Source organism: Streptomyces sp. NBC_00029, assembly GCF_045160505.1.
Taxonomy (GTDB): domain Bacteria; phylum Actinomycetota; class Actinomycetes; order Streptomycetales; family Streptomycetaceae; genus Streptomyces.
In genome coordinates this window covers 1,322,154-1,340,614 of record NZ_CP108292.1, presented here as the reverse complement: position 1 = coordinate 1,340,614, position 18,461 = coordinate 1,322,154, and the positions used below count along the sequence as shown (strand labels likewise).

Annotated in this window: 16 protein-coding genes and 1 pseudogene; 9 read left to right on the top strand and 8 right to left on the bottom strand. The window is 74.5% G+C overall.

Features of this window, described 5'->3' with window-relative positions; translation table 11 throughout:
• Window positions 1–4: 4 nt before the first annotated feature.
• The 4 genes and pseudogenes from OG753_RS06675 to OG753_RS06660 all read right to left on the bottom strand — a co-directional run bounded on the left by OG753_RS06675 (window position 5) and on the right by OG753_RS06660 (window position 7,258).
• Window positions 5–3,013, bottom strand: coding sequence for a poly(A) polymerase (locus tag OG753_RS06675; protein ID WP_405787610.1), 3,009 nt, complete (start codon window positions 3,011–3,013; stop codon window positions 5–7).
• The gene (locus tag OG753_RS06670) at window positions 3,013–4,776 is read right to left on the bottom strand and encodes an RNA ligase family protein (RefSeq protein ID WP_405787608.1); all 1,764 of its coding nucleotides are present in this window, start codon (window positions 4,774–4,776) and stop codon (window positions 3,013–3,015) included. Before OG753_RS06670 ends, OG753_RS06675 begins: the two co-directional genes overlap by 1 nt.
• A gap of 87 nt (window positions 4,777–4,863) precedes the next feature.
• A pseudogene (locus tag OG753_RS06665) lies at window positions 4,864–5,564 on the bottom strand (NAD(P)-dependent oxidoreductase).
• Window positions 5,565–5,734: 170 nt separating this feature from the next.
• A complete protein-coding gene (locus OG753_RS06660) occupies window positions 5,735–7,258 on the bottom strand; it encodes a hypothetical protein (RefSeq protein ID WP_405787607.1) in 1,524 nt (507 codons plus the stop codon).
• 176 nt (window positions 7,259–7,434) lie between these two features.
• Between OG753_RS06660 and OG753_RS06655 the strand changes: the two genes are divergently transcribed.
• From OG753_RS06655 to OG753_RS06645, 3 genes are all read left to right on the top strand, one after another.
• Window positions 7,435–7,650 carry a hypothetical protein gene (locus tag OG753_RS06655; protein WP_327260856.1) on the top strand — a complete coding sequence of 72 codons (216 nt, stop codon included), beginning with the start codon at window positions 7,435–7,437 and terminating at the stop codon, window positions 7,648–7,650.
• A complete protein-coding gene (locus OG753_RS06650; RefSeq protein WP_405787605.1) occupies window positions 7,643–8,866 on the top strand; it encodes a hypothetical protein in 1,224 nt (407 codons plus the stop codon). The genes OG753_RS06655 and OG753_RS06650 overlap by 8 nt, the downstream gene beginning before the upstream one ends.
• Window positions 8,867–8,947: 81 nt before the next feature.
• Entirely contained in the window at window positions 8,948–9,391 is a 444-nt protein-coding gene (locus tag OG753_RS06645; protein ID WP_405787603.1) for a hypothetical protein, read from the top strand.
• Window positions 9,392–9,420: 29 nt separating this feature from the next.
• Here OG753_RS06645 and OG753_RS06640 read toward each other — a convergent pair whose 3' ends face one another.
• The 3 genes from OG753_RS06640 to OG753_RS06630 all read right to left on the bottom strand — a co-directional run bounded on the left by OG753_RS06640 (window position 9,421) and on the right by OG753_RS06630 (window position 13,042).
• Window positions 9,421–9,906, bottom strand: coding sequence for a hypothetical protein (locus OG753_RS06640; protein WP_405787601.1), 486 nt, complete (start codon window positions 9,904–9,906; stop codon window positions 9,421–9,423).
• Between the two features lie 72 nt (window positions 9,907–9,978).
• Window positions 9,979–11,232 (bottom strand): DUF418 domain-containing protein, encoded by a 1,254-nt coding sequence (locus tag OG753_RS06635; RefSeq protein WP_405787599.1) that lies wholly within the window; start codon window positions 11,230–11,232, stop codon window positions 9,979–9,981.
• Window positions 11,233–11,290: 58 nt separating this feature from the next.
• A complete protein-coding gene (locus OG753_RS06630) occupies window positions 11,291–13,042 on the bottom strand; it encodes a VanW family protein (RefSeq protein WP_405787598.1) in 1,752 nt (583 codons plus the stop codon).
• A gap of 288 nt (window positions 13,043–13,330) precedes the next feature.
• Between OG753_RS06630 and OG753_RS06625 the strand changes: the two genes are divergently transcribed.
• From OG753_RS06625 to OG753_RS06600, 6 genes are all read left to right on the top strand, one after another.
• Window positions 13,331–14,359 carry an NUDIX domain-containing protein gene (locus OG753_RS06625; RefSeq protein WP_405787596.1) on the top strand — a complete coding sequence of 343 codons (1,029 nt, stop codon included), beginning with the start codon at window positions 13,331–13,333 and terminating at the stop codon, window positions 14,357–14,359.
• Between the two features lie 178 nt (window positions 14,360–14,537).
• Window positions 14,538–15,041: an SRPBCC family protein gene (locus OG753_RS06620; RefSeq protein ID WP_327260849.1), complete on the top strand. Its 504-nt coding sequence runs from the start codon at window positions 14,538–14,540 to the stop codon at window positions 15,039–15,041.
• Window positions 15,042–15,168: 127 nt separating this feature from the next.
• Window positions 15,169–15,903, top strand: a complete 735-nt coding sequence (locus tag OG753_RS06615; RefSeq protein WP_327260848.1) for an SDR family oxidoreductase — start codon at window positions 15,169–15,171, stop codon at window positions 15,901–15,903.
• 5 nt (window positions 15,904–15,908) lie between these two features.
• A complete protein-coding gene (locus OG753_RS06610) occupies window positions 15,909–16,556 on the top strand; it encodes a GNAT family N-acetyltransferase (protein ID WP_327260847.1) in 648 nt (215 codons plus the stop codon).
• Between the two features lie 182 nt (window positions 16,557–16,738).
• Entirely contained in the window at window positions 16,739–17,233 is a 495-nt protein-coding gene (locus tag OG753_RS06605) for a hypothetical protein (protein ID WP_327260846.1), read from the top strand.
• A gap of 383 nt (window positions 17,234–17,616) precedes the next feature.
• Complete coding sequence (locus OG753_RS06600) at window positions 17,617–17,982, top strand: UBP-type zinc finger domain-containing protein (RefSeq protein WP_405787592.1); 366 nt, start codon at window positions 17,617–17,619, stop codon at window positions 17,980–17,982.
• On the opposite strand, the gene OG753_RS06595 is transcribed toward OG753_RS06600, so the two are convergent.
• Complete coding sequence (locus tag OG753_RS06595) at window positions 17,979–18,422, bottom strand: SRPBCC family protein (protein WP_327260844.1); 444 nt, start codon at window positions 18,420–18,422, stop codon at window positions 17,979–17,981. The genes OG753_RS06600 and OG753_RS06595 overlap by 4 nt on opposite strands.
• Window positions 18,423–18,461 lie beyond the last annotated feature (39 nt).

Sequence of the window (18,461 nt, the reverse complement as noted above, 5' to 3'; positions counted from 1 at the left end):
CCGCTCAGGCCAGGTCCGGCACCTCGCCGCCGGCCGCCCAGGAGACCTCGACCCCCGGCAGGCCCGACCGCCAGGGGCCGGCCAGGGCGGTCAGGCGGGCCGCGTCCGGCGGGGCGGCGCCGAGGCCGATCGCGTAGCGGGCCAGGGCCGGGCCGGACTCGTACGGGCGGGGCCACGCGTGCACGTCCGCGACTCCCGCCTCCTCCAGCGCACCGAGCAGGGCCCGCAGCCGCCCGCGCACCCGGCCCAGGGTCTCCTCGAACTCCCCCTCGGAAGAGCTCCGTACGGTCACCACCGCCCAGGCTGCGTGACGGCGGTGCAGGGGCGGCGGCCCCGGCGCCCAGCCGCCCGAGGGGCCGGCCTCCAGCAGCTCCCAGGCCGCGTACAGCTCCTGGACCAGCAGGTCGCGCAGGCCCGGCCCCACCTGGGCCGTGCAACTGCGCACCGGCTCCGACGGAGTGAGGACCGTGACCGGATCCGGCCCGCCCGCCGGTCCCGAGACCACCGCGGACACGGCCGCAGTCGGAAGGGAATCGGCGGACAGGGCCGCCGTCGGCAGGGGATCCGTAGACAGGGACACCGGCTCGCGCCAGTCCCAGGCGGCCCACCTGCCGAAGAATTCGCGCAGCAGCGCATCGGGGGGCAGCGCCCCGGCCTCCCGGACCGTGCGCGCCGCGAGGACCGACCAGGCCAGCCCGGGCAGCCCGCCGAAGGGCGCCGCGTCCAGCCCCCGGGCCCGCGCCCACGCCTTCACCTGCCGCGCCAGGCCGGCGAACGCGGCCGATTCCGCGCCGACCCGCTCCCGTACGGCATCGGCGTCGCCGACCGCGCTCAGTGCGATCGCGGCCGCCTCGCCCAGTTCGGCCCGCCGTGCCACCGCGTGCGCCGGGTCCAGGCCGCCCGTGGCCACCACCACCAGATCCACCGGGAGCGCACCGACGCGGAAGCGCAGGCCCGGCACCCGGGCTCCCGTCACCTCGCGCAGCGGCCCCGACTCGGGCAGGGCCGCCGCCAGCCGGTCCCGTACGAGGGCGAGGCCTGCCGGGCCCGGCAGGGCCGCCACCAGGTCCAGGTCGGCCTCCGGCAGCGCGCAGCCCATACGGCGGGACCCGGCCAGGTGCACCTGCGCGTCGCCCAGAGCGGCCCTGATGCGCGCGAAGACGGCCTCGGCGGCCTCGTCCCGGCCGACGGGCGCGTCCGCGGGCCGGGACGAGGGCTCCGCCGCAGGCGCAGACTCGGGCCCGGACTCGGGCCCGGACTCGGGCTCCCAGCGGACCTCGCCCGTCCCCAGCGCCACCGTCGCCCGGACCCGCATCGGACCGTCCCCGCGCCGCGAGAGCACGGCCAGCTCCCCGACCCGCGCGGCCACCGGGCCGCCGAGCCGCGCCGTGAAGTCCGCGACCGCCCGCTGGGGGTCCTGGCTGCGGCCCAGCGTCAGGTGCGGGGTGTAGCCGTTCTGTTCGGCCGTACGCCCCCGGCAGCCCGGGAAGCGCTCCGCCAGGGCGCGCCGGAGCTCCTGCCACGGCGCCTCACCGTCGGCGGCCGGGTCCAGCCACACGGTGGCGTCCTCGCGGTGCCCGAAACTGTGCACGCCCTCCAGCCGTGCGGCGAACGGCCCGGTCGCGGCGGCCACCTCCGCCAGCAGCGGCAGGGCCTCGGCGAAGGAGGACTCCGGCACGAACCCGAAGAGCAGGTTCACGTGCGCGGGCCAGCGCCCGGCCTGCGGATCGTGCGCGCGGCGCAGCTCCCGTACCGCCCCGGGCAGGTGCGGCGGCAGCCACGCCACCGCGGTCCGGGCCGTCGCCGGTACGTCGAGACGCGCGGGCCCGCCGTCCCGCGCACCGAACTCCAGAGTGGCCTCCACCCCGTAGTGGTCGGAGATGAACAGCCCTTCCGCGAAAGCTTCTTGGGACGCCTCCGGGGCACCGACCGGCGCCGCGGGCGGGACCGGTGAGTCACCGCGCAGCGCGGCCCGGGTCACCCGCGCCGCCGTGGACCGCAGCAGGATCCGGTCCAGCCGGGACGCCCGCCCCGACAGCGATCCCACCGCGGCCAGCGGATTGGCCACCGGGTCGAAGGTCGGCGTGGCGTCCGCGGCCCCGTGCACGTCGCTCCAGGCGTCCCGCATGCCGAGCGCGGCCGCGGGCCCCTCGGCGCCGTGCCGGCCGTCATTGAAGTCGCCCAGCAGCGCCACGGGGGCTTCGATGCCGCCCAGACCCTCGGCGAGCCGGGCCAGTTCGGCCTCCCGCCGGGTCTCCCCGTTCTCGGTGTGATCGCTCGTCAGGTGGGTGGCGGCGACGACCAGGGAGCCGGCCGCGGTGTCCACCGTCACGGCCGTGACCGCCTTGTGCGGGCGGAGCAGGTGCATCCCCGCCTCCCGTACCGGCAGCCGGCTGAGCACCAGCAGCCCGCACTCGGCGACGTCCCGGCCGCCCGGATCCGTGCCGAGGGTGTACGCCTCCCGCACCCACGGCGCCGCCAGCAGCATGCGGAGCAGCTCGGGCTCGGCCTCCTGCAGCGCGATGACGTCTGCGTCGGCGGCCGCGAGATCGGCCAGCAGCAGCGGCCTGCGCCGGGCGGTGGCGATGCGCGGGGAGTCGTACCGGTCCCAGAGGGTGTTCCAGGTCAGCAACCGCACCGTGGCGGGGGCGGCGTACGACGCCGCGCCCCGGGCCAGGGGCTCGGCGGGGCGCCAGGCGCCGCCGCCCGCCGGGTCCCACACGTGCGGGGTCCGCGCGGTGAAGAACGGGGCCCGCAGCAGCCGCGGATCGCGGACCCGGCCCGCCGCGGTGGCGTCGATCCGGTCCACGCCCGTGGCCCGGTCCCACACCAGCTCGCCGTCGGCCTCGACGAACAGCACCCGGTGCCAGGGGATGTCGCCGCCGGGCACGAAGGAGGGCAACGGGACCCGCTTCGGCGCCGCCCCGCGCTGGAGCAGCCCGAGCACGAACCGTGCCGGATCGAACCGGGAGTCCCAGCGGACCTGGTGGTAGAGCTCCTCGCTGGTACGCATCAGTACCGCCCCCGTTCCGTGCCGGCGGGAGCGGCCGTGAGGCCTCCCGCCGTGTCCTCGATGTCCCCGGCCGCACCGATGTACCACGTACGGTGCGCCTGTCCGGCGTACGGCGGGCTGAACCGGTGCACCTGCGAGGCCAGCACCGGCGGCGGCACCGGATGCGGGCGCACGGCGTTGCGCCGTGCCAGCTCCGTCTCCTCCACCAGCACCACGGCGTGCGTGACGAGCGCGTCGCGGCGCCGCGCCACCGAGCCGGCCAGTCCGCGCTGCTGGTCGGTGAGCGAGGTGGCGTCCCACACCACCGTCCCGCCGCGGGCCAGCGCCGCTTCGAGGAGGTCCAGTCCCTCGCTCAGCACCTCGGTGTTGGACCGCTGGTCCGCACGGGAACCCCGGGCCGTGCGCAGGTCGTCGAGACTGACGTACGCGTCCACGCCCGGCAGTCCGCGGCCGAAGGTGCTCTTCCCGCTGCCCGAGGGCCCGCACAGCTGCACCAGCCGGGGAAACGTTCCCTCGCGCCACTGCCACGTCGCCGCCACCGCCTCCTCCACCACGGATCCGGAAATCCTTCCCTGCGCGAACGCGCGCCGGGCCTCCGCCCAGCAACGGTCGGCGGCGTCCGCGCCCAGCGCGGCGAGAGGCTCCCGCAGCCCGGCGCGCAAGGACTCCAGCGGATCGGCGCCGCCGAGCAGGCCCGCCTCCTCGGCGCACAGGGCGGACCACTCCACGCACTCCCGCGCCTGCGGCTCGTCGGCCAGCGCCCCGGCGAGCGCGTGCAGCACCCCGAGGTCGGCCGCGGCGGCCATCCGGACCAGCCCGGCCCGCCGGTCGGCGTCCGGGAACGGCCGCTGCAGGTACGGGTACAGCCCGAGCAGGTCGGACACCCGCCGGGCGAGCGCCATCCCGGCCGGGCCCGCCGCGAGCCGCGCGGCGACACGGGCCCGCGGCTCGCGGTGGAGCACGGCGGCCAGGACACCGGCCAGCCGGTCCTCCCCGGTCCGCCCCGCCCCGTCGATCCGGGCGGCGACGTCGGCGACCTCGGCCGGGTCGGCGGTATGGGCGGCGTCGGCCCCCACGGCGGCGGCCAGCCCCGCCACATCGGCCTCGGCCCCCGCACGCACCGCCCACAACGGGGCCGCCGGCCCGAGCCCGTTCGGTACCACCTGCGCGAACATCCAGTGCGTACTCGTCTGTACGTGGCCGCCGCGCACCCACTTGGCCAGGCTCCGCCCGAACTCCTCGCGCGTGAAACCGGCCACCGTCCGTACGACGTACCCCTCCTGGCGCGCGGTGTCGAGCTTCAGCCTGCGCAGCGCGCGCTCGTCGAAGGTGCCGCGCCACAGCACGCGCGGGGTGGGCACCCCCAGACCCCGCAGGAAGCGCACGGTCCGGTCCCAGTCCATGCACTGGTCCCCGTCCCAGACCGAGAAGCCGTAGAACCAGCTGTCGAGATCCTCGTAGGGGATCGAGTGGCGGGCGTACAGATTCTCCCCGCACACCCGCCAGCCGGCCGGGATCCCGGCGCCGATCCGGCCCTGGAGACCCTTGACCCACGCCCGCGAGGGGTGGTGCGCCGAGTCGAGCGACCGTGCGTGCAGGCCGTCCGCGTACAGGGTGGTGTTCTCCCCGTCGAGCTTCTCCGTCACCACGACCTCACGCCCGGCCAGTCCTGCCAGTGCCGTCGGCCCGACGGCCCGCAGATCGTCCGCCGCGACCCCGGGGGACCAGGGCAGATGCGGCGTACGGGGGTAGTGGACGCGCATGATCCGCTCCTGCTCGACGTCGGGGGTGCCCCGTCACTGTAGGTAGCCCGACCGGACGCATCCACCCAATAACGGCCTACCGGCCGCTCAGTGGGCGACGGTGAACCGCCGGCCCGCGTGCGCGTCGCGCTCGATCTCGTCGACCAGGGCGACAGCGAAGTCCTCCGTCGAGATCCGGCTCCGCCCCTCGTCGTCGACCACCAGCCCGTCCAGCCCGAGCCGGTACGTGCCCGTGCGCTCGCCGGGCGCGATCTGCGCGGCCGGGCTCAGACAGGTCCACCGCACCTCCTCCACCGGAACGGTCCGCAGGAAGTCCAGTGCATCCCCGTGGGCGTGCATCAGGGCCAGGACGGGCGCCGGAATGCCGGCCTGGTCCCAGACCAGCGGGCCGCCGGGGGTGCGCAGCGAGCCCGCCCGCCGACGACCACCACGCGCGGTGCCGGAGCGTCCCCGCCAAGTGACCGGACCCCGCCGATCAGCGACTTCGCGGCGGTGACGAGGACGCCGGGGTCTCCGGAGCCGGGGCCGAAGGCACTGACCACCACGTCGTGACCCGCCACCGCCGCGGCCACCGACGCCGGGTCGAGGACATCGCCGCGCACCACCGTCGCGGCTCCACCGCCACCGCCACCTCCGCTCCCGTTCCCGGTCCCCGTCCCGGTTCCGGAGTCCGGCAGTTTCGCCGGATCGCGGACGACCGCCGTGACCTCGTGGCCGCGCCGGAGTGCTTCGTGCAGCACCCGGGTTCCGATGGTGCCGGTCGCGCCGAAGAGGGCGATCTTCGTCATGGCGACTCCCTGGGGGTGAGGGGCTGTACGGAGCTCCGGTCGGGCTCCGCCCGGCCCATCCAAGCGAACCGGCCCGCCACCCCGGGGCAGCCGGGCCGGGGCCAGTCGGATGATCCGGTCCCGGGCCGTGAGCCCCGGGCTGTCAGCCCGCGCCACTCAGCCCCGGCCCGTCAGCCCCGGGCGGGTACGGCCGCGGCGAGCTGGCCCGCCGCCGCGAAGTGCAGCCGCTCGAGCCGGGCCGCGTAGGGCCAGCCGGCCGCCCGGTAGAAGCACAGGTCGCTCGGGATCGGTACCGCCCGCAGGTCGGCGGCGTGCGTCCCGTCCGGCAGTTCCGTGGCCGCCGCGAGCAGCGGGTCCGCCGAGCCGGCCCACTCGCCGACCGGGGCGGGACGCGGCCAGGGTTCCCCGGTGTTGGGGAACAGCCACCGGGTGTCCCGGGACATCCGGGAGGCGAAGTCCGGCCCGGCCGCGGCCCGCCGAGCCAGCCGGGCGAAGGTCAGCAGCAGGTCCGGCAGGGATTCGGCGAGCAGGGCCAGCTCCGGGTACTCCCGCAGCTTCTCGCCGTCCCCGGGCACGGAAACGACGTACCCCCACCGCCCGGTCGCCGGGTCGATACGGATCTGCGCCAGGGCGTGGCTGCGCCCGTGGTCGATCCGGGCCAGCGGCCAGTAGGAGCCGTCGCCGCCCAGCATGCGGTGCAGTTCGGGATCCACCGCGTGCTCGGCGGCCCAGGGAAGCAGCCGCAGCTCGGGGAGCCCCGCGATCGTCACCCCGCCGATCTCCCGGAACACCGTCCTGACGTCCTCGGGGACCGGCACCGCCCAGCCGTCCATCACGGAGTCGGCGCACCCGGGTTCGAGCACGACGAAGTCGGGCAAGGAGTCGGCCAGTTCGCACAGCTCGGCCACCGCACAGCGGGCGGCATCGGCCGGCACGCTGTGCCGGCGCACCGCCCGGCCGAGGAAGTCGCCGCTGACCACGCTGCGCAGCAGCAGGGCCCGCCCGTCACCGACGATCTGGAACTGGACCTCGCTGCTTCCGGTGTCGGCCGTGTTGTGGAAGGTGGAGAAGTACGGTTCCCAGTCCACGGCGCACGGATAGCCCGGGAGGCCGTGGAGGTCGACGAGATCGGTGAGCGAGTCGCCGCGGCCGCCGCTGCCGTCACAGCCGTCGACGAGCGCTGCGAGCGCTGCGAGTCCGGGGTCGGCCGCCCCTGCCTGCTCGGCGAGTTCGACGGTGGGGGTGGCCGGGACGGAGAACCTCCCCCTCGGCCGGTCCGCCACCCCCACGGCGAGCCGCTCGGCGAACCCGGTGAGCCAGGTGGCAAAGTCCGGGGCCTCGACGGTGACATCCGGATCGGCCCCCCACGGATTGACGGCCACGACCGGCCCCCACCCGGCGGCTCCGACCCCGGTGATCAGCGAGCCCTCGCCGAAGTCCGTCTCCCCGAGGGTCCAGCAGCCGTCCGCGAACGTCTCACGGCCGCGCGGCCCGAAGCGGTACTCGTGGTCCGCGGTCTCCAGGCCGCCGATCTCCCGCAGGACCACCCGGACGTCCTCCGGCACGGCCACGGCCCACCCGTCCAGCTCCGCGTCCGTGAATCCCTCGAACAGCTCCAGCTCCTGCGGCCGCTCCTGCGCCAGCACCCTCAGCGCCCGCACGGCTTCCACCGCCTGCGGCCCCGCGTCGTACATGTTCGTGGCTCCCCGTGTCGTCCGCTCTGCGGCTCCGAGGGTATCGCCGTGTATCACCACGGCGTGCCCTCGCCCCGGCCGGTTCCAGAGTCGCCATAGTGCGTACGCCAGACACTAAGTGACGCTATGTTAGACACCCGTAGACACCATCAGCGACGAAAGGTCGGTCCACTGCCATGTCTCGCCTCAACCTTGCCCAACTGGCCCTCGCCATTGCCCTCGTTCAGGCCGTCCAGGCTGCCCGCCGGGACCCGGCCCTCGTCAAGGCCGCCCAGCAGTTCGCGGAAGACTGCGCCCAGGCATACCGCTCCGGAGGTTCGCTGGCGCGTGAGGCTCAGTCCTCCTGGCGTCGCCACAGCCCGCAGGCCAAGGGGCCCGCAACCGGTGAATGAGTTCAGCGCAGAGGCGATGGGCCTCGTGATCCGCGAGCACCGTCAGGCCCGGATACCCGCCATCACCCAGGAAGAGCTGGCCGAACGGGCCGATTACGGGAAGGGCGGAGCGGTCTCGATCTCACGCATCGAGCACGGGCTCGTAAGCCCCGGGGAGCACCGTCTGGCCGCCATCGCCCTCGCACTGCAACTGACACCCGGGCAGCTCACGCAGGAAGCGGAGGACCGCACCAGGTCGCTCGCTCTCCAGCGGGGCCAGCGGCCGGTGAAGCTGCGCGACCAGGTCGCCGAGACGAAGGAACGCCACGCCGCGATCAACGAGAAGACGGCCGAGCGGTCGAAGATTGCCCAGGAGCACGGGGAAGCCTTCAACAGGGTCCATGACGTCGTCCGCGACGAGTTCTTCATGAGGTTCGTGGAGCTGGCCAGCAGCATCAGCGGGGCCCCCGAGCCGGAGAGGCCGAGGGAGGGGCAGATCGAGGGCACGGGCGAGACCCCTACGGCGATCCGTATCGAGGCCATGTCCGCCGGGATCGCGAACGCGATCCGTGGCGCCGCTGCCGGAGGCGCGGCCGGGGCGGCAGTCGGCGGCGCAGCGGCCTACGGTGCCTTCACCGCCGCCGCAATGTTCGGCACCGCCTCGACCGGAACGGTCATCGCGACGCTGGCCGGGGCTGCCGCGACCAACGCGACTCTGGCCCTCCTGGGCGGAGGCACGCTGGCCGCCGGCGGTGCGGGGATGGCGGGTGGGATTCTCCTGCTCACCGGCATGGTCGCCGCCCCGGCGGCAGCGCTGGCGGCCGCCGGCTTCTACGTTCTGCGCAAGCGCCGGAACAAGAAGGAAGAGGAACGCCTGCGCACCGAGGTCGAGGCCGCGGAGGCGGCTCTGGACCAGTCTCAGCAGGGCTTCGACACGATGGTCGACGTGCTGTCGCGCGCGACGGCCACCATGGAATACGTCGAGGTCCACGGCGTCCACGCCCTGGAGAAATGGAGGGTGAGCCTGCCGCCGGAGCCCCGCGACTGGGAATCGCTCGGGCACGCGGGGCAGGAACGGTACAAGGAGTTCCTCACCGTATCGGGATGCTTCCTCGCCGCCAGCATCATCAACGTCCCCGCTCTCCTCACGGCGGAACCCGACGCTCTGCGCGAGATGGACAGGGCCATCGACGAGACCCTGCGGTACGCGGACAGGACCATCAAGTCGATCGTCTGAGTCCCGCAGCCGTCGCCACGCGGTGCACTGCACTAGCTTCTGCTGGACTGTCGGTACGGGATGCAGAGGGCGGGGACTGTCGTGGGTGCGTCGGGGTGGGAATATTTCGTTCCCTATCAGGATGATCTCGGGGCGGCCCTCGCGGCCCTGAGACAGAAGGTCTTCGAGGCGCAGGACTACTACTGGGACGAGGACGAGGACGAGGACGACGGCGACGGGCTGAGGCCGCGGCCGGCGACCATCGACGGGCTGTGGGAGGACGAGCGGGTCCAGGAAGAGGGGACGCACTCGATCCTGGACATGCACAGGGTCCTGCGGCCGGGTGAGGATCCCGACTACGGCACCGTGCAGCCCGTTCAGCCTGCCGAGGCCCACCGGCTGACCGGGACCGACCGTCCTGCTCGGGCCCACGTGCAGCTCATGGAGCCGCTGGCCGAACGGCGTTGGTTCGGCAGGTGCGCCGTCCTGCACGACGCCGAGGGCCGGCCGCAGGAGATCTGGTTCTGGGGCTTCTCCGGCGACTAGCGGGCCTCTTGGGGCGCCCTGTGGTCCCTTCAGCGGCAGAGGGCGACGATGGACGGGGACACCGTGCCCTTGGCCGCCTCGCACAGCTGGGCCATGTCGAACGTACGCTGCGGCGCGGGCCGGGGCTTCGCCACCGTCGGCGGGCGCTTGCGCGGCTTCGCCGGAGCCGCGGGCTTGGCCTGCTTCGCCGGCCGCTGGTGCCGCGGGGGCTTCGCGGCTGCCCGCCGGGGCGGCCGATGCTGCCGCTCGGCCGCGGCAGGGACGGGTGCCGGCCTTGCCTCCGGCGGTGCTGATGACGGGGATGGCGCGGGGGACTCGGGCAGGGCCGGTTCGGCCGCCCCCGGGAGCGGGCTCAACGGCAGAGCGAGGGACGCCGGTTGCCGCGCCTGCGTCGCCCCCGCCGATGCCGGCCCCGGCAGCGGCGCGTCCGGCGGAGCAGCGGGACGCACCGTCACACACCCGGTGGCCACCACGAGCGCGGTGAGGATCAGGGCCAGGGCCCGGCGCAGCTGCATCCGCCCACCCTGCCCTACCGCCGCCGCGCGAGCCGAACCCGTCACACGGATGGGGGAAACGGCAGAGACTTCCTAGGCCCCGCTCCGCCCCTGCGTGGCCAGCCGGAGTACGTGTTCCACCGGGCCGCGGCGCAGGGGGCTGTCCGCCCAGATCTGTTGCCAGGCCCAGGTCAGGGCCAGCGCCGCTCCGCTGAAGGCGATCCAGGCGGACCAGGACGCTGCGCCGTGCGCCGGGCCGGCCAGCACCAGTGCGTGGACGACGTACGCGCTCAGCGCCATCGCCCCGAGCACCGTGAGCGGCCGCAGCAGGCGGGCGCCCGCGCCGTGGCGCGCGGCCAGGGCGCACAGCCCGATGAGGGCGCAGCCAACGCCCGCGTTGCCCAGGGTCTCCAGCGGGGTCTGGCTGTAGGGGTCGGCCACCAGCAGCCAGTCCCAGGAGGTGCTCGGCACGGCGCCGTACTGACCGCGCAGCACCTCCCGTACGGGGTCGTCGGCGGCCATGGCCTCCGGGTGGTGGACCGCGATCGCCTCCAGCAGGCGCTGCCGGGCGCCGAACACGTGGCTCGCGAGCCAGGCGGAGCCGTACCCGGCGAGGGCGGCCGCCGTTCCCCACACCGCCATCCGCAGGGCCACCGCCCGCACCCGCACGTCGCACAGACGGGCGAGGGCCATCCCGGCCAGGACGTACGGGAAGTAGGTGGCCAGCGGATACGCCCCGGTGAGCAGCAGTTCGCACAGCACCGCACCCAGCCCGGACCAGCTGGTCAGATCGGTGGCCTCGGGGACCAGGCCGCGCCCGGACGCTCCGTACCCGAACACCGGGCCCAGCAGGTACGACAGCACCGGTCCCGCCACCACCGACGCGCCCGCCACGGCGGTGAGCACCGGGGTGGAGAGGCGGGTGAACGGCTCGGCCGCCAGGAAGTACACGGCGAAGAAGGCCAGGATGACCAGGATCCCGGGCCACAACGAGGCCAGCCAGAAGCCGAGTGCGGCCAGCAGCACGCAGCGGATCAGCAGGGGACGCCAGCGCAGCGCCCAGCCCCGGGGCCGCTGCGACGGGTCCAGCCCGCGCTGGGCGAGGACCAGGGAGAAGCCGGCGAGCAGGGTGAAGAGGGCCGGGGCGCGTCCGTCGGCCGCGACGAGGAGGTAACCGGCTCCCTCGGGCTCGGGGCTGGGACCGACGTGTACGGCAAACATGCCGAGGACGGCCAGGCCGCGCACGGCGTCGACACCGGCGAGCCTGCCGGTCCCCCGGGCCGGAGCCCCCGCACCGCTTACGGCTTTCGCGTCCCCCGCGTCCCTCACATCCCCTGCGCCACTCACGCCACTCACGTCCCCCACACCGCTCACGTCCCCCACTCTTTTCCTGCCCCCGTGCGCCTCATGCGGCGCACGTCACGCTGTCGCGCGGCGTGTAACGCGTCTTCATCGTCTCCCGCTTGACCTCTTGGCCGCCCTGCACGAAGACGCGGTCCACGGCCACGTCGAAGCCCTCCAGCGGTGACTGGGGCTCGCACTTGGGGCCGCTGCCGTTGCGGACGGCCGGCTGCTTGATGTTGGTCCGCGGGCCCTGGTCCGCGCGTATCTCCTCGTACTTCTTCGTGCCGAGGAAGGTGATGGTGATCGAGGTGTCCGTGGCCTCGGCCTGGATGTACAGGGCCTTGCCCGAGTCGTTGGCGAAGCGCAGGTCGAGGCTGCCCCAGGCCACCGTGGCCTCGCGGCCCTCGGGGTAGCGCTCGATGTAGAAGGAGTGGGCGCCGTACTCGACGGGCTTGACGCCCGCGAAGAACATCGCGTTGAACACCGTGGTGGCGACGGCCGACACCCCGCCGCCGGCGGCCTTCTCGTACTGCCCGTTGTTGATGATCAGGCCGTCGACGAAGCCGTTCTCCTTGGTGCGTTCGCCGACGGTCCGGTTGAAGCTCCAGGTCTCGTCGGGCAGCACCAGCGAGCCGTCGATCAGCTCGGCGGCCCGCCCGATGTTGGTCGTCCGGTACGCGGCCGGCTCGAAGCGGACCGTGAAGGAGGACACCTTCTCCTTGATCCCGAGCTGCTCGACGGTGTCCTTGGAGAGCCGGGGCGCGGCGGCCTCGGTGGCGACCTCGCCGGTACGGGCGGCCGCGCCGGTGCCGGTCAGCAGCGGGAGCACCGCTGCGCTCAGGGCCCGTTCCGTGACCTGCCGGCCCGCCCTGCCCTCCTCGGTGACCGTGACGCGGCCCGTGCCGTCGAGCCGCAGGCGTGCCTCGGCGGGGCGCGGGGCGGCCTGGCGCAGCGGCCCCGCGAGGGCCGGGTCGGCGAGCAGCGCCTTCGCGTCGAGGCCCGGGGCGAGGCGGCCCCCGCCGTCGTCCTTCAGGCTCAGGTGCTTGGAGAGGACGGCGGGGGAGACGGTTATGTTCCGCCCGGCGACCGCGAGGGTCACCGGGGCGGACATCGCCGGCTCGGCGAACTCCTTCAGGGCCCGGTCGGTCTCCTGCCGGCCCACCTTCGGCTCGGTCCGCCGAACGGGCAGGGCGAGCGGTTCGGTGCCGGCCAGCGGGTGGCCGGCGCGCAGCGCGGCCAGAGCGCCGTCCACGTCGACGGCGATTCCGGTGACCGGGGCGACCGCCTTGGCCCTGCCCTTCTCGAAGGCGACGGAGCCCTCCCGGGCCTCCACCCCGGCGGCCTTCGCGATGCCGTCCAGGGAGCCGCGGGCCGCCTTCTCGTCGAGGCGGACCACCGGGCGCACGTCGGGATCGCCGGAGGCGAAGAGCCGGCCGATCACCGTCAGCGGGCCGGATCCGGTGCGGGCGGCCCGGTCGACGGTCGCGCCGCTGTCCAGGGACAGGCCGAGCGCCGCCGGGTCGGCCCGCTCGGTGCGCTCGCCGACCCGCAGCGCGACCGGGGCCGCGGCGGCCGGGCCGAGCTCCCGGTCCAGGGTCCGGAGGGCCTCGTCCCTGCTCATCCCGCCTATGGAGACGCCGCGCACCTTCGTGCCCACGGCGATGTCCTCGCCGGCCAGGAGCAGCGCGGCGGCGTACAGCCCGCCGAAGCCGACGACCGCGGCGCCCGCGGCCGCGCCGGCGATTCCCGTCACGGTCCACCTCCTGCCGGGTTCCGCCGGGGTGCCGGTGCCCGTGGGGGAGGCGCGTCGCATGTGGGGGTCTCTCCTGGGTGCGTGCGGTGTGGGGCCTGCGGTGCGTCGTGTGCCGCAACGGGTGCCGCGCGGCCGCGCGGCACCCGTTGCGGGAAGTCTGGTCGGACCGGCGGTTTTCATGCCGCCAGTCCGCATCCGGAACGTACCAGGGAGTGCATAACCAAGTAATAAGGAGGTATAGGGGTGGCAAAGCCGTGGGGTGCCGGTCCGGCGGACGGGGCGCCGTAACCCGGGGGCCGTGCCCGCTGTTGCACAGGCGGCGGGTCCACCCACGGTGAACGGAGTCCGATGCCGCAGCTGACCGACCAGGGCGCGATCGACGAACACGGGCAGGCGGGGACCTGGATGACCCCGGCGGAGTACGGAGCCTCGAGGGCCGCCGTGTGGACCGCCGCCGTCGTCCTGGTCACCGACGTACGCGGCCGGGTCCTCATCCAGAGCGTCGACTACCGCGCCGACCGGCTGCTCCCCGGCGGGGCCGTGGACGCGGGCGAGGCGCCGTCCGCGGCCGCCGCCCGTGAGCTGCGCGAGGAGCTCGGCGTCGACGGCCGCTACCCGCGCGGCCTCGCCGTGGACTGGATCCCGGCGGACACCCCCGGCTTCCCGCCCGAGATGCGCTTCCCCGGCGAGATCCTGCACGTCTACGACGGCGGTACCTGGACCCCGGAGCGGATCGCGGCCGTCCGCCTCCCGGACCAGGAGATCACCGCCATCCACTTCGCCGAGCCGGCCGATCTGCCCGCCCTGATGGACCCGGGCGACGCCCGCCGCGCCCTGTCCGCCCTGCGCGCCCGGATCAACGGCCCCGGCACCGCCCTGCTGGAGGACGGCCGGCCCACCGCCCCGACGGCTCTCGACCGGCTCGGCGTCCTGCGCACCCGGCGGATCCCGCAGCACGACGCCTGGCACCCGGGACCCGTCCCGGCGGGGCTCCCCGTACGGGACCACCGGGCATGGCTGTTCGCCCCCGACGGGCGGGTCCTGCTCCTGGTCTCCCGGGACACCGGCGCCGCCCACCTCCCGCCCCCGACGGCCGGAACCACCGAGGATGCCGCCCCGCTCGGCCACCGGAACGGCGGGCATGGGGCCCACGCCCGGGCCGCGGCCCGCCTCACCTGCCTCCCCCCGGGCACGGACACCGATCCCGGGTACGCACGCCTGCTGGCCACCCCGGAACAGGTCCGCGAACTGAACGACTGGGGTCGGGCGGGCGACGACGAGCTCGCGGCGGTCGACGCGGCCCGGTCCGCCCTCGGCCTCCCCGTCCCCACCCGCACCCCGCCCATGGAAATCCCCGAGGAGGGCGCTCGCTGGTGAGGTGCCCGGTGGCGCCTCGTACCTGCTGACGGCGGCCGGAGCGCGGCGGTACGCCGCCCGCGGTGGAGCGGGCACCCGGGTTCGGCCCCGGGGCCGACGCGAAGGCCCGCCGTCCCGGTGCCACCGCCGTGACCGGGAAATCCGGCGTCCGCGGTCCGCGGTCCCTCAGCATGGGGCCATGAGCGACAGCGCGATCACGTACACCCTGTACATCCAGGCCGACCCGGCCCGGGTCTGGCAGGCCCTCACCGAGCCCGCCTTCACCCGCCGGTACTGGGGCCTCAGCTTCGAGACCGACTGGGCGGTGGGCTCGCCGATGGACTGGGTCGAGCGAGGGGCCCGTACCAGCGACCCCGAGCAGGTGGTTCTCGACTGCGTCCCGGACCGCCTGCTCTCCTACACCTGGCACACCTTCACCCCGCAGTGGGCGGCCTCCGTCGGGATCGGCGAGGAGCTGCGGGCCGAACTGGCGAAGGAAAGCCGTACCAAGGTGACGTACGAGATCGAACCCGTCGGCGACACCCTCGCACGGCTGACGATCCTGCACGAGGGCTTCGAACCCGGCGGCACCCTCATCGGCATGTGCGGACGGGCCTGGCCGATGCTCGCGTCCAGCCTCAAGACCCTGCTGGAGACCGGGGCCCCGCTGCCCGAGGCCGAGCAGGAGGCGGGCGAGGACTGACCGCGGCGCGGAGAGCCGGTACGCGCCCGCGCCCGTGCCCCTGCCGGCTCTCCGCGGTTTCCCCGGCCCAACCGCCGTACGCCGCACCTGAGATCATGTGTACAGACCACGAATCAGGAGCGCAGACATGACACTCGAGCACCACCGCGTCGTCATCACCGCCGCCGGCCGCGACTTCGGGCGTACCCTCGCCCTCCGTTTCGCGAGCCGGGGCGCCGAGGTCCACCTCTCCGCCCGCACCCTCGAAGCCGCCGAACGCGTCCGCGAGGAGATCCGCGCACAGGGCCACGACGCGGACCGCGTCCACGCCTACGCCTGCGATCTCAGCGACCCCGCCTCCGTACGGGACTTCGCGGCCGCGGTCGCCGCCCGTACCGACCACCTGGACGTGCTCGTCAACAACGGATCCCGCTACCAGCACGGCACCGACCTGCTGTCCGCCTCCGACGAGGACGTGACCGACACCCTCGCCTCCGGCGCCACCGGCACCGTCCTGGCCACCAAGGCCTTCCTCCCCCTGCTCCTGAAGTCGGCCGGGCCGGACATCGTCACCATGGTCTCCGGCTGCGGAGAGACCGGCCACCACCGGTCCGACGCCCACGCGGCCTTCTACGCGGCCAAGAGCGCCCAGGCCGGTTTCACCGAGATCCTCTCCCGCCGGCTGCGCGACGAGGGCGTCCGCGTCATCTCCCTCTACCCGCCGGACTTCGACAACCACGACCCGCTGTCGGAGGCATGGGAGGGAGCGCCGCGCACGGCGAAGGACCCGCTGACCGCACAGTCGCTCGTGGACTGCATCTTCTTCGCGATCGGCCAGCCCCGCGACTGTTTCATCAAGTCCTTCCACTTCGAGCAGGTCTGACGGCCATGGGGCGGACGCTGACGGACATCCTGGACGCGGCGGCCGGCGGACTGTTCCCGCCCCCCGACGGCGGCACGACCGTGGTCCCCCAGGAACACCGGCGGGACGCGGGTGTCATCGCCTTCACCGCGCACTCCGTGGTCTTCACCGACGAGGACCCGGACTGGGTGCACGCCACCCTCGCCGCAATCGACTGCGACGCGCTGGCCGCCACGATGAACCCCCGCTTCCTCGCCGCGCTGCTCGACCGCACGGGACGCGGCACCGACACGATCGACCTGCTCACCGTCGCCGGGCCGCTGCCCGGCGCACCCGGGCTGGAGCTCGTGGAGGCGACCGACCCCGACCACCCCCGCGTACGCAGGGCACTGCGCCGGCGCGACGACATACGGGTCTGGACGGCGGACGGGGGAGTCCTCGTCCTGGGCCGCGGTGTCGCGGGCCGCTGGGAGGCGGCGATCGAGGTGGACGAGGGGGTACGCCACCGCGGGCTGGGCCGGGAACTGGCCCGCGCCGCCCGCCACCTCGTCCCCGACGGGCAGCCGGTCTGGTCCCAGCAGGCCACCGGCAACGCGCGCAGCATCCGGGTCTTCCAGGCGGCGGGCTACCGGCCGGTCGGTTCGGAGGCCCTGATGCTGGCTCCGGCCCGCTGAGCACGCGCTGACGGCACCCTGACCACCGGCCGCTCACGGCGGTCGTGTGGAATGGGTGCCATGGGGCGAGGAAACAACCAGCAGCTATCGGCCACTGGCATACCGGCGCGGGCACAGGCGCGGGCACAGGCCGGGCCGGCACGGCCGGCCCACGAGACCATGGCCGACGCGGGGGTGGGCCGATGAGCGCCCCGACGAGCGACCCGATGAGCGGCCCCGACGACGACACGCCCCCCGAGCACTGGCGCTACGCCCGCCACCTGGAGTCGCTGGCCGCGGCGCCGGGCGGAAGCGGCGAGGCGGAGGTCGTGGCCGACGTGCTGTGCGACCCCGACCGGGTGATGGCGGAGAGTGCCGTCGTCACCCACCTCGACCGGCGGGCCGTACAACTGCTCGCCGACGAGGAATTCCCCGCCTGGGCCCGGGCCATGGCCGAAGTCCTCGCGGGCCGGCCCTTTCCCGAACGCCGGCTGCGGGAGTGGAACCTGCTCAAGACCGTCACCCGCGGCGAGCCCTGGGCCGCGGACGAGCTCACGGCCGCCTCCGACTGGTGCCAGCGGACCGCCGTCCGGCTGCTGACCTCGTACGAGGCGCTGAGCCTGCTCGCCACCGACGCCCGCACCCGCCGCGTCCGCAACGCGGCGACCGAGCGCCTGCGCCGCCTCCCCGAAGCCTGAACCGCCCGGCTGCCGTGGGGCAGTCGTGGTGGAGGCCGCCGCGCACGTCCGGCAAGAGCCGGGCGGCGCCGAGCATGCCGTCACCTCCCAGGCCCGCAGGTCATCGACCGCCGGCGGGTCCCGGGTCGCGTACGGGGTGACCGATGTCGGAGGGCCAGCCGGGCCGGAAGCGCTCGACGAAGTCCGCACACAGGTAGCGAGGATCGGACGGCTTCACCGCAGTCCCCGGAACCCTGCTGCGCGACCACGCGGACGATTCCCCAGCCGTGGATGCATCCGTTCGCGCACCTCGGCCGAAAGGAAGAGGGATGCAAAAGCCTCCGTATCCGGAGCTGCGCCGGGCACGGGCCGGCACCGGCCGACACGGGTGAGGAGTGGTGGCGATGGCAGGTGACCCCGGCTGGCGGGTCCGGCCCGACGGCGGTCGACCGCAGGGGCGGTCCTGCGCCCATATCGGGCTCCTGCCGACGTCCGAGCCGTCGCCGCCGGCTCCGCCGGCCGGCTGCGCGGACTGTTTGTCGCGCGGCTGGAGCTGGGTGCGGTTGCGCCGGTGCGTGACGTGCGGCTACGTCGGATGCTGTGACAGCTCGCGAGGCATGCACGCCCATGACCACCATGTGCTGAGCGGACACCCGGTCGTGCTCTCCCTGGCGTCCGACGAGGACTGGGCCTGGTGCTTCACCGACGAGGTCTTTCTCGTCCGGTCCGGCCACAGCGGATCGGGGCAGGCGCGGCGGCAGCGGCGCTAACCGCGGTGGATGGTGGCTGCGGACGGCAGTCTGTCGGCCACGGCGTCGGCCATCCTGTCGAATTCGGGGCGCAGGAAGGGTGTGGCCAGGCGTGCCCATCCCTTGAACCGCAAGGACGCCGTGTAGGTGAGGAGCGTGGTCGTGGCCGAGCGGGCCCGGAAACCCAGGTCATCGGTGGCCGTGACGGTCTTGTTCTCACCGACGAACAGCAGCCGATCCGGCTCTTTGGAGACGAGCCGGTAGAGCAGGTCGCTGGTCCTGCCACGGAAGCGCGAAGTGTTCTGCCACGTGGTTCCCTGCTGCACCGGTCCTTCGCCGACCTGCACGCACCGCACCGTGCCAGGGTCCCATTCCTCGGTCCGGGAGAAGTCCTCCAGGTAGGCGACCAGGTCATTGAGAGGAAGCCCTACGAGGATGTCCCTCCGGACGGTGACAGCCACAGCCGACCCCTTACCGGCCCGTGAGAGCCGAATCGATGT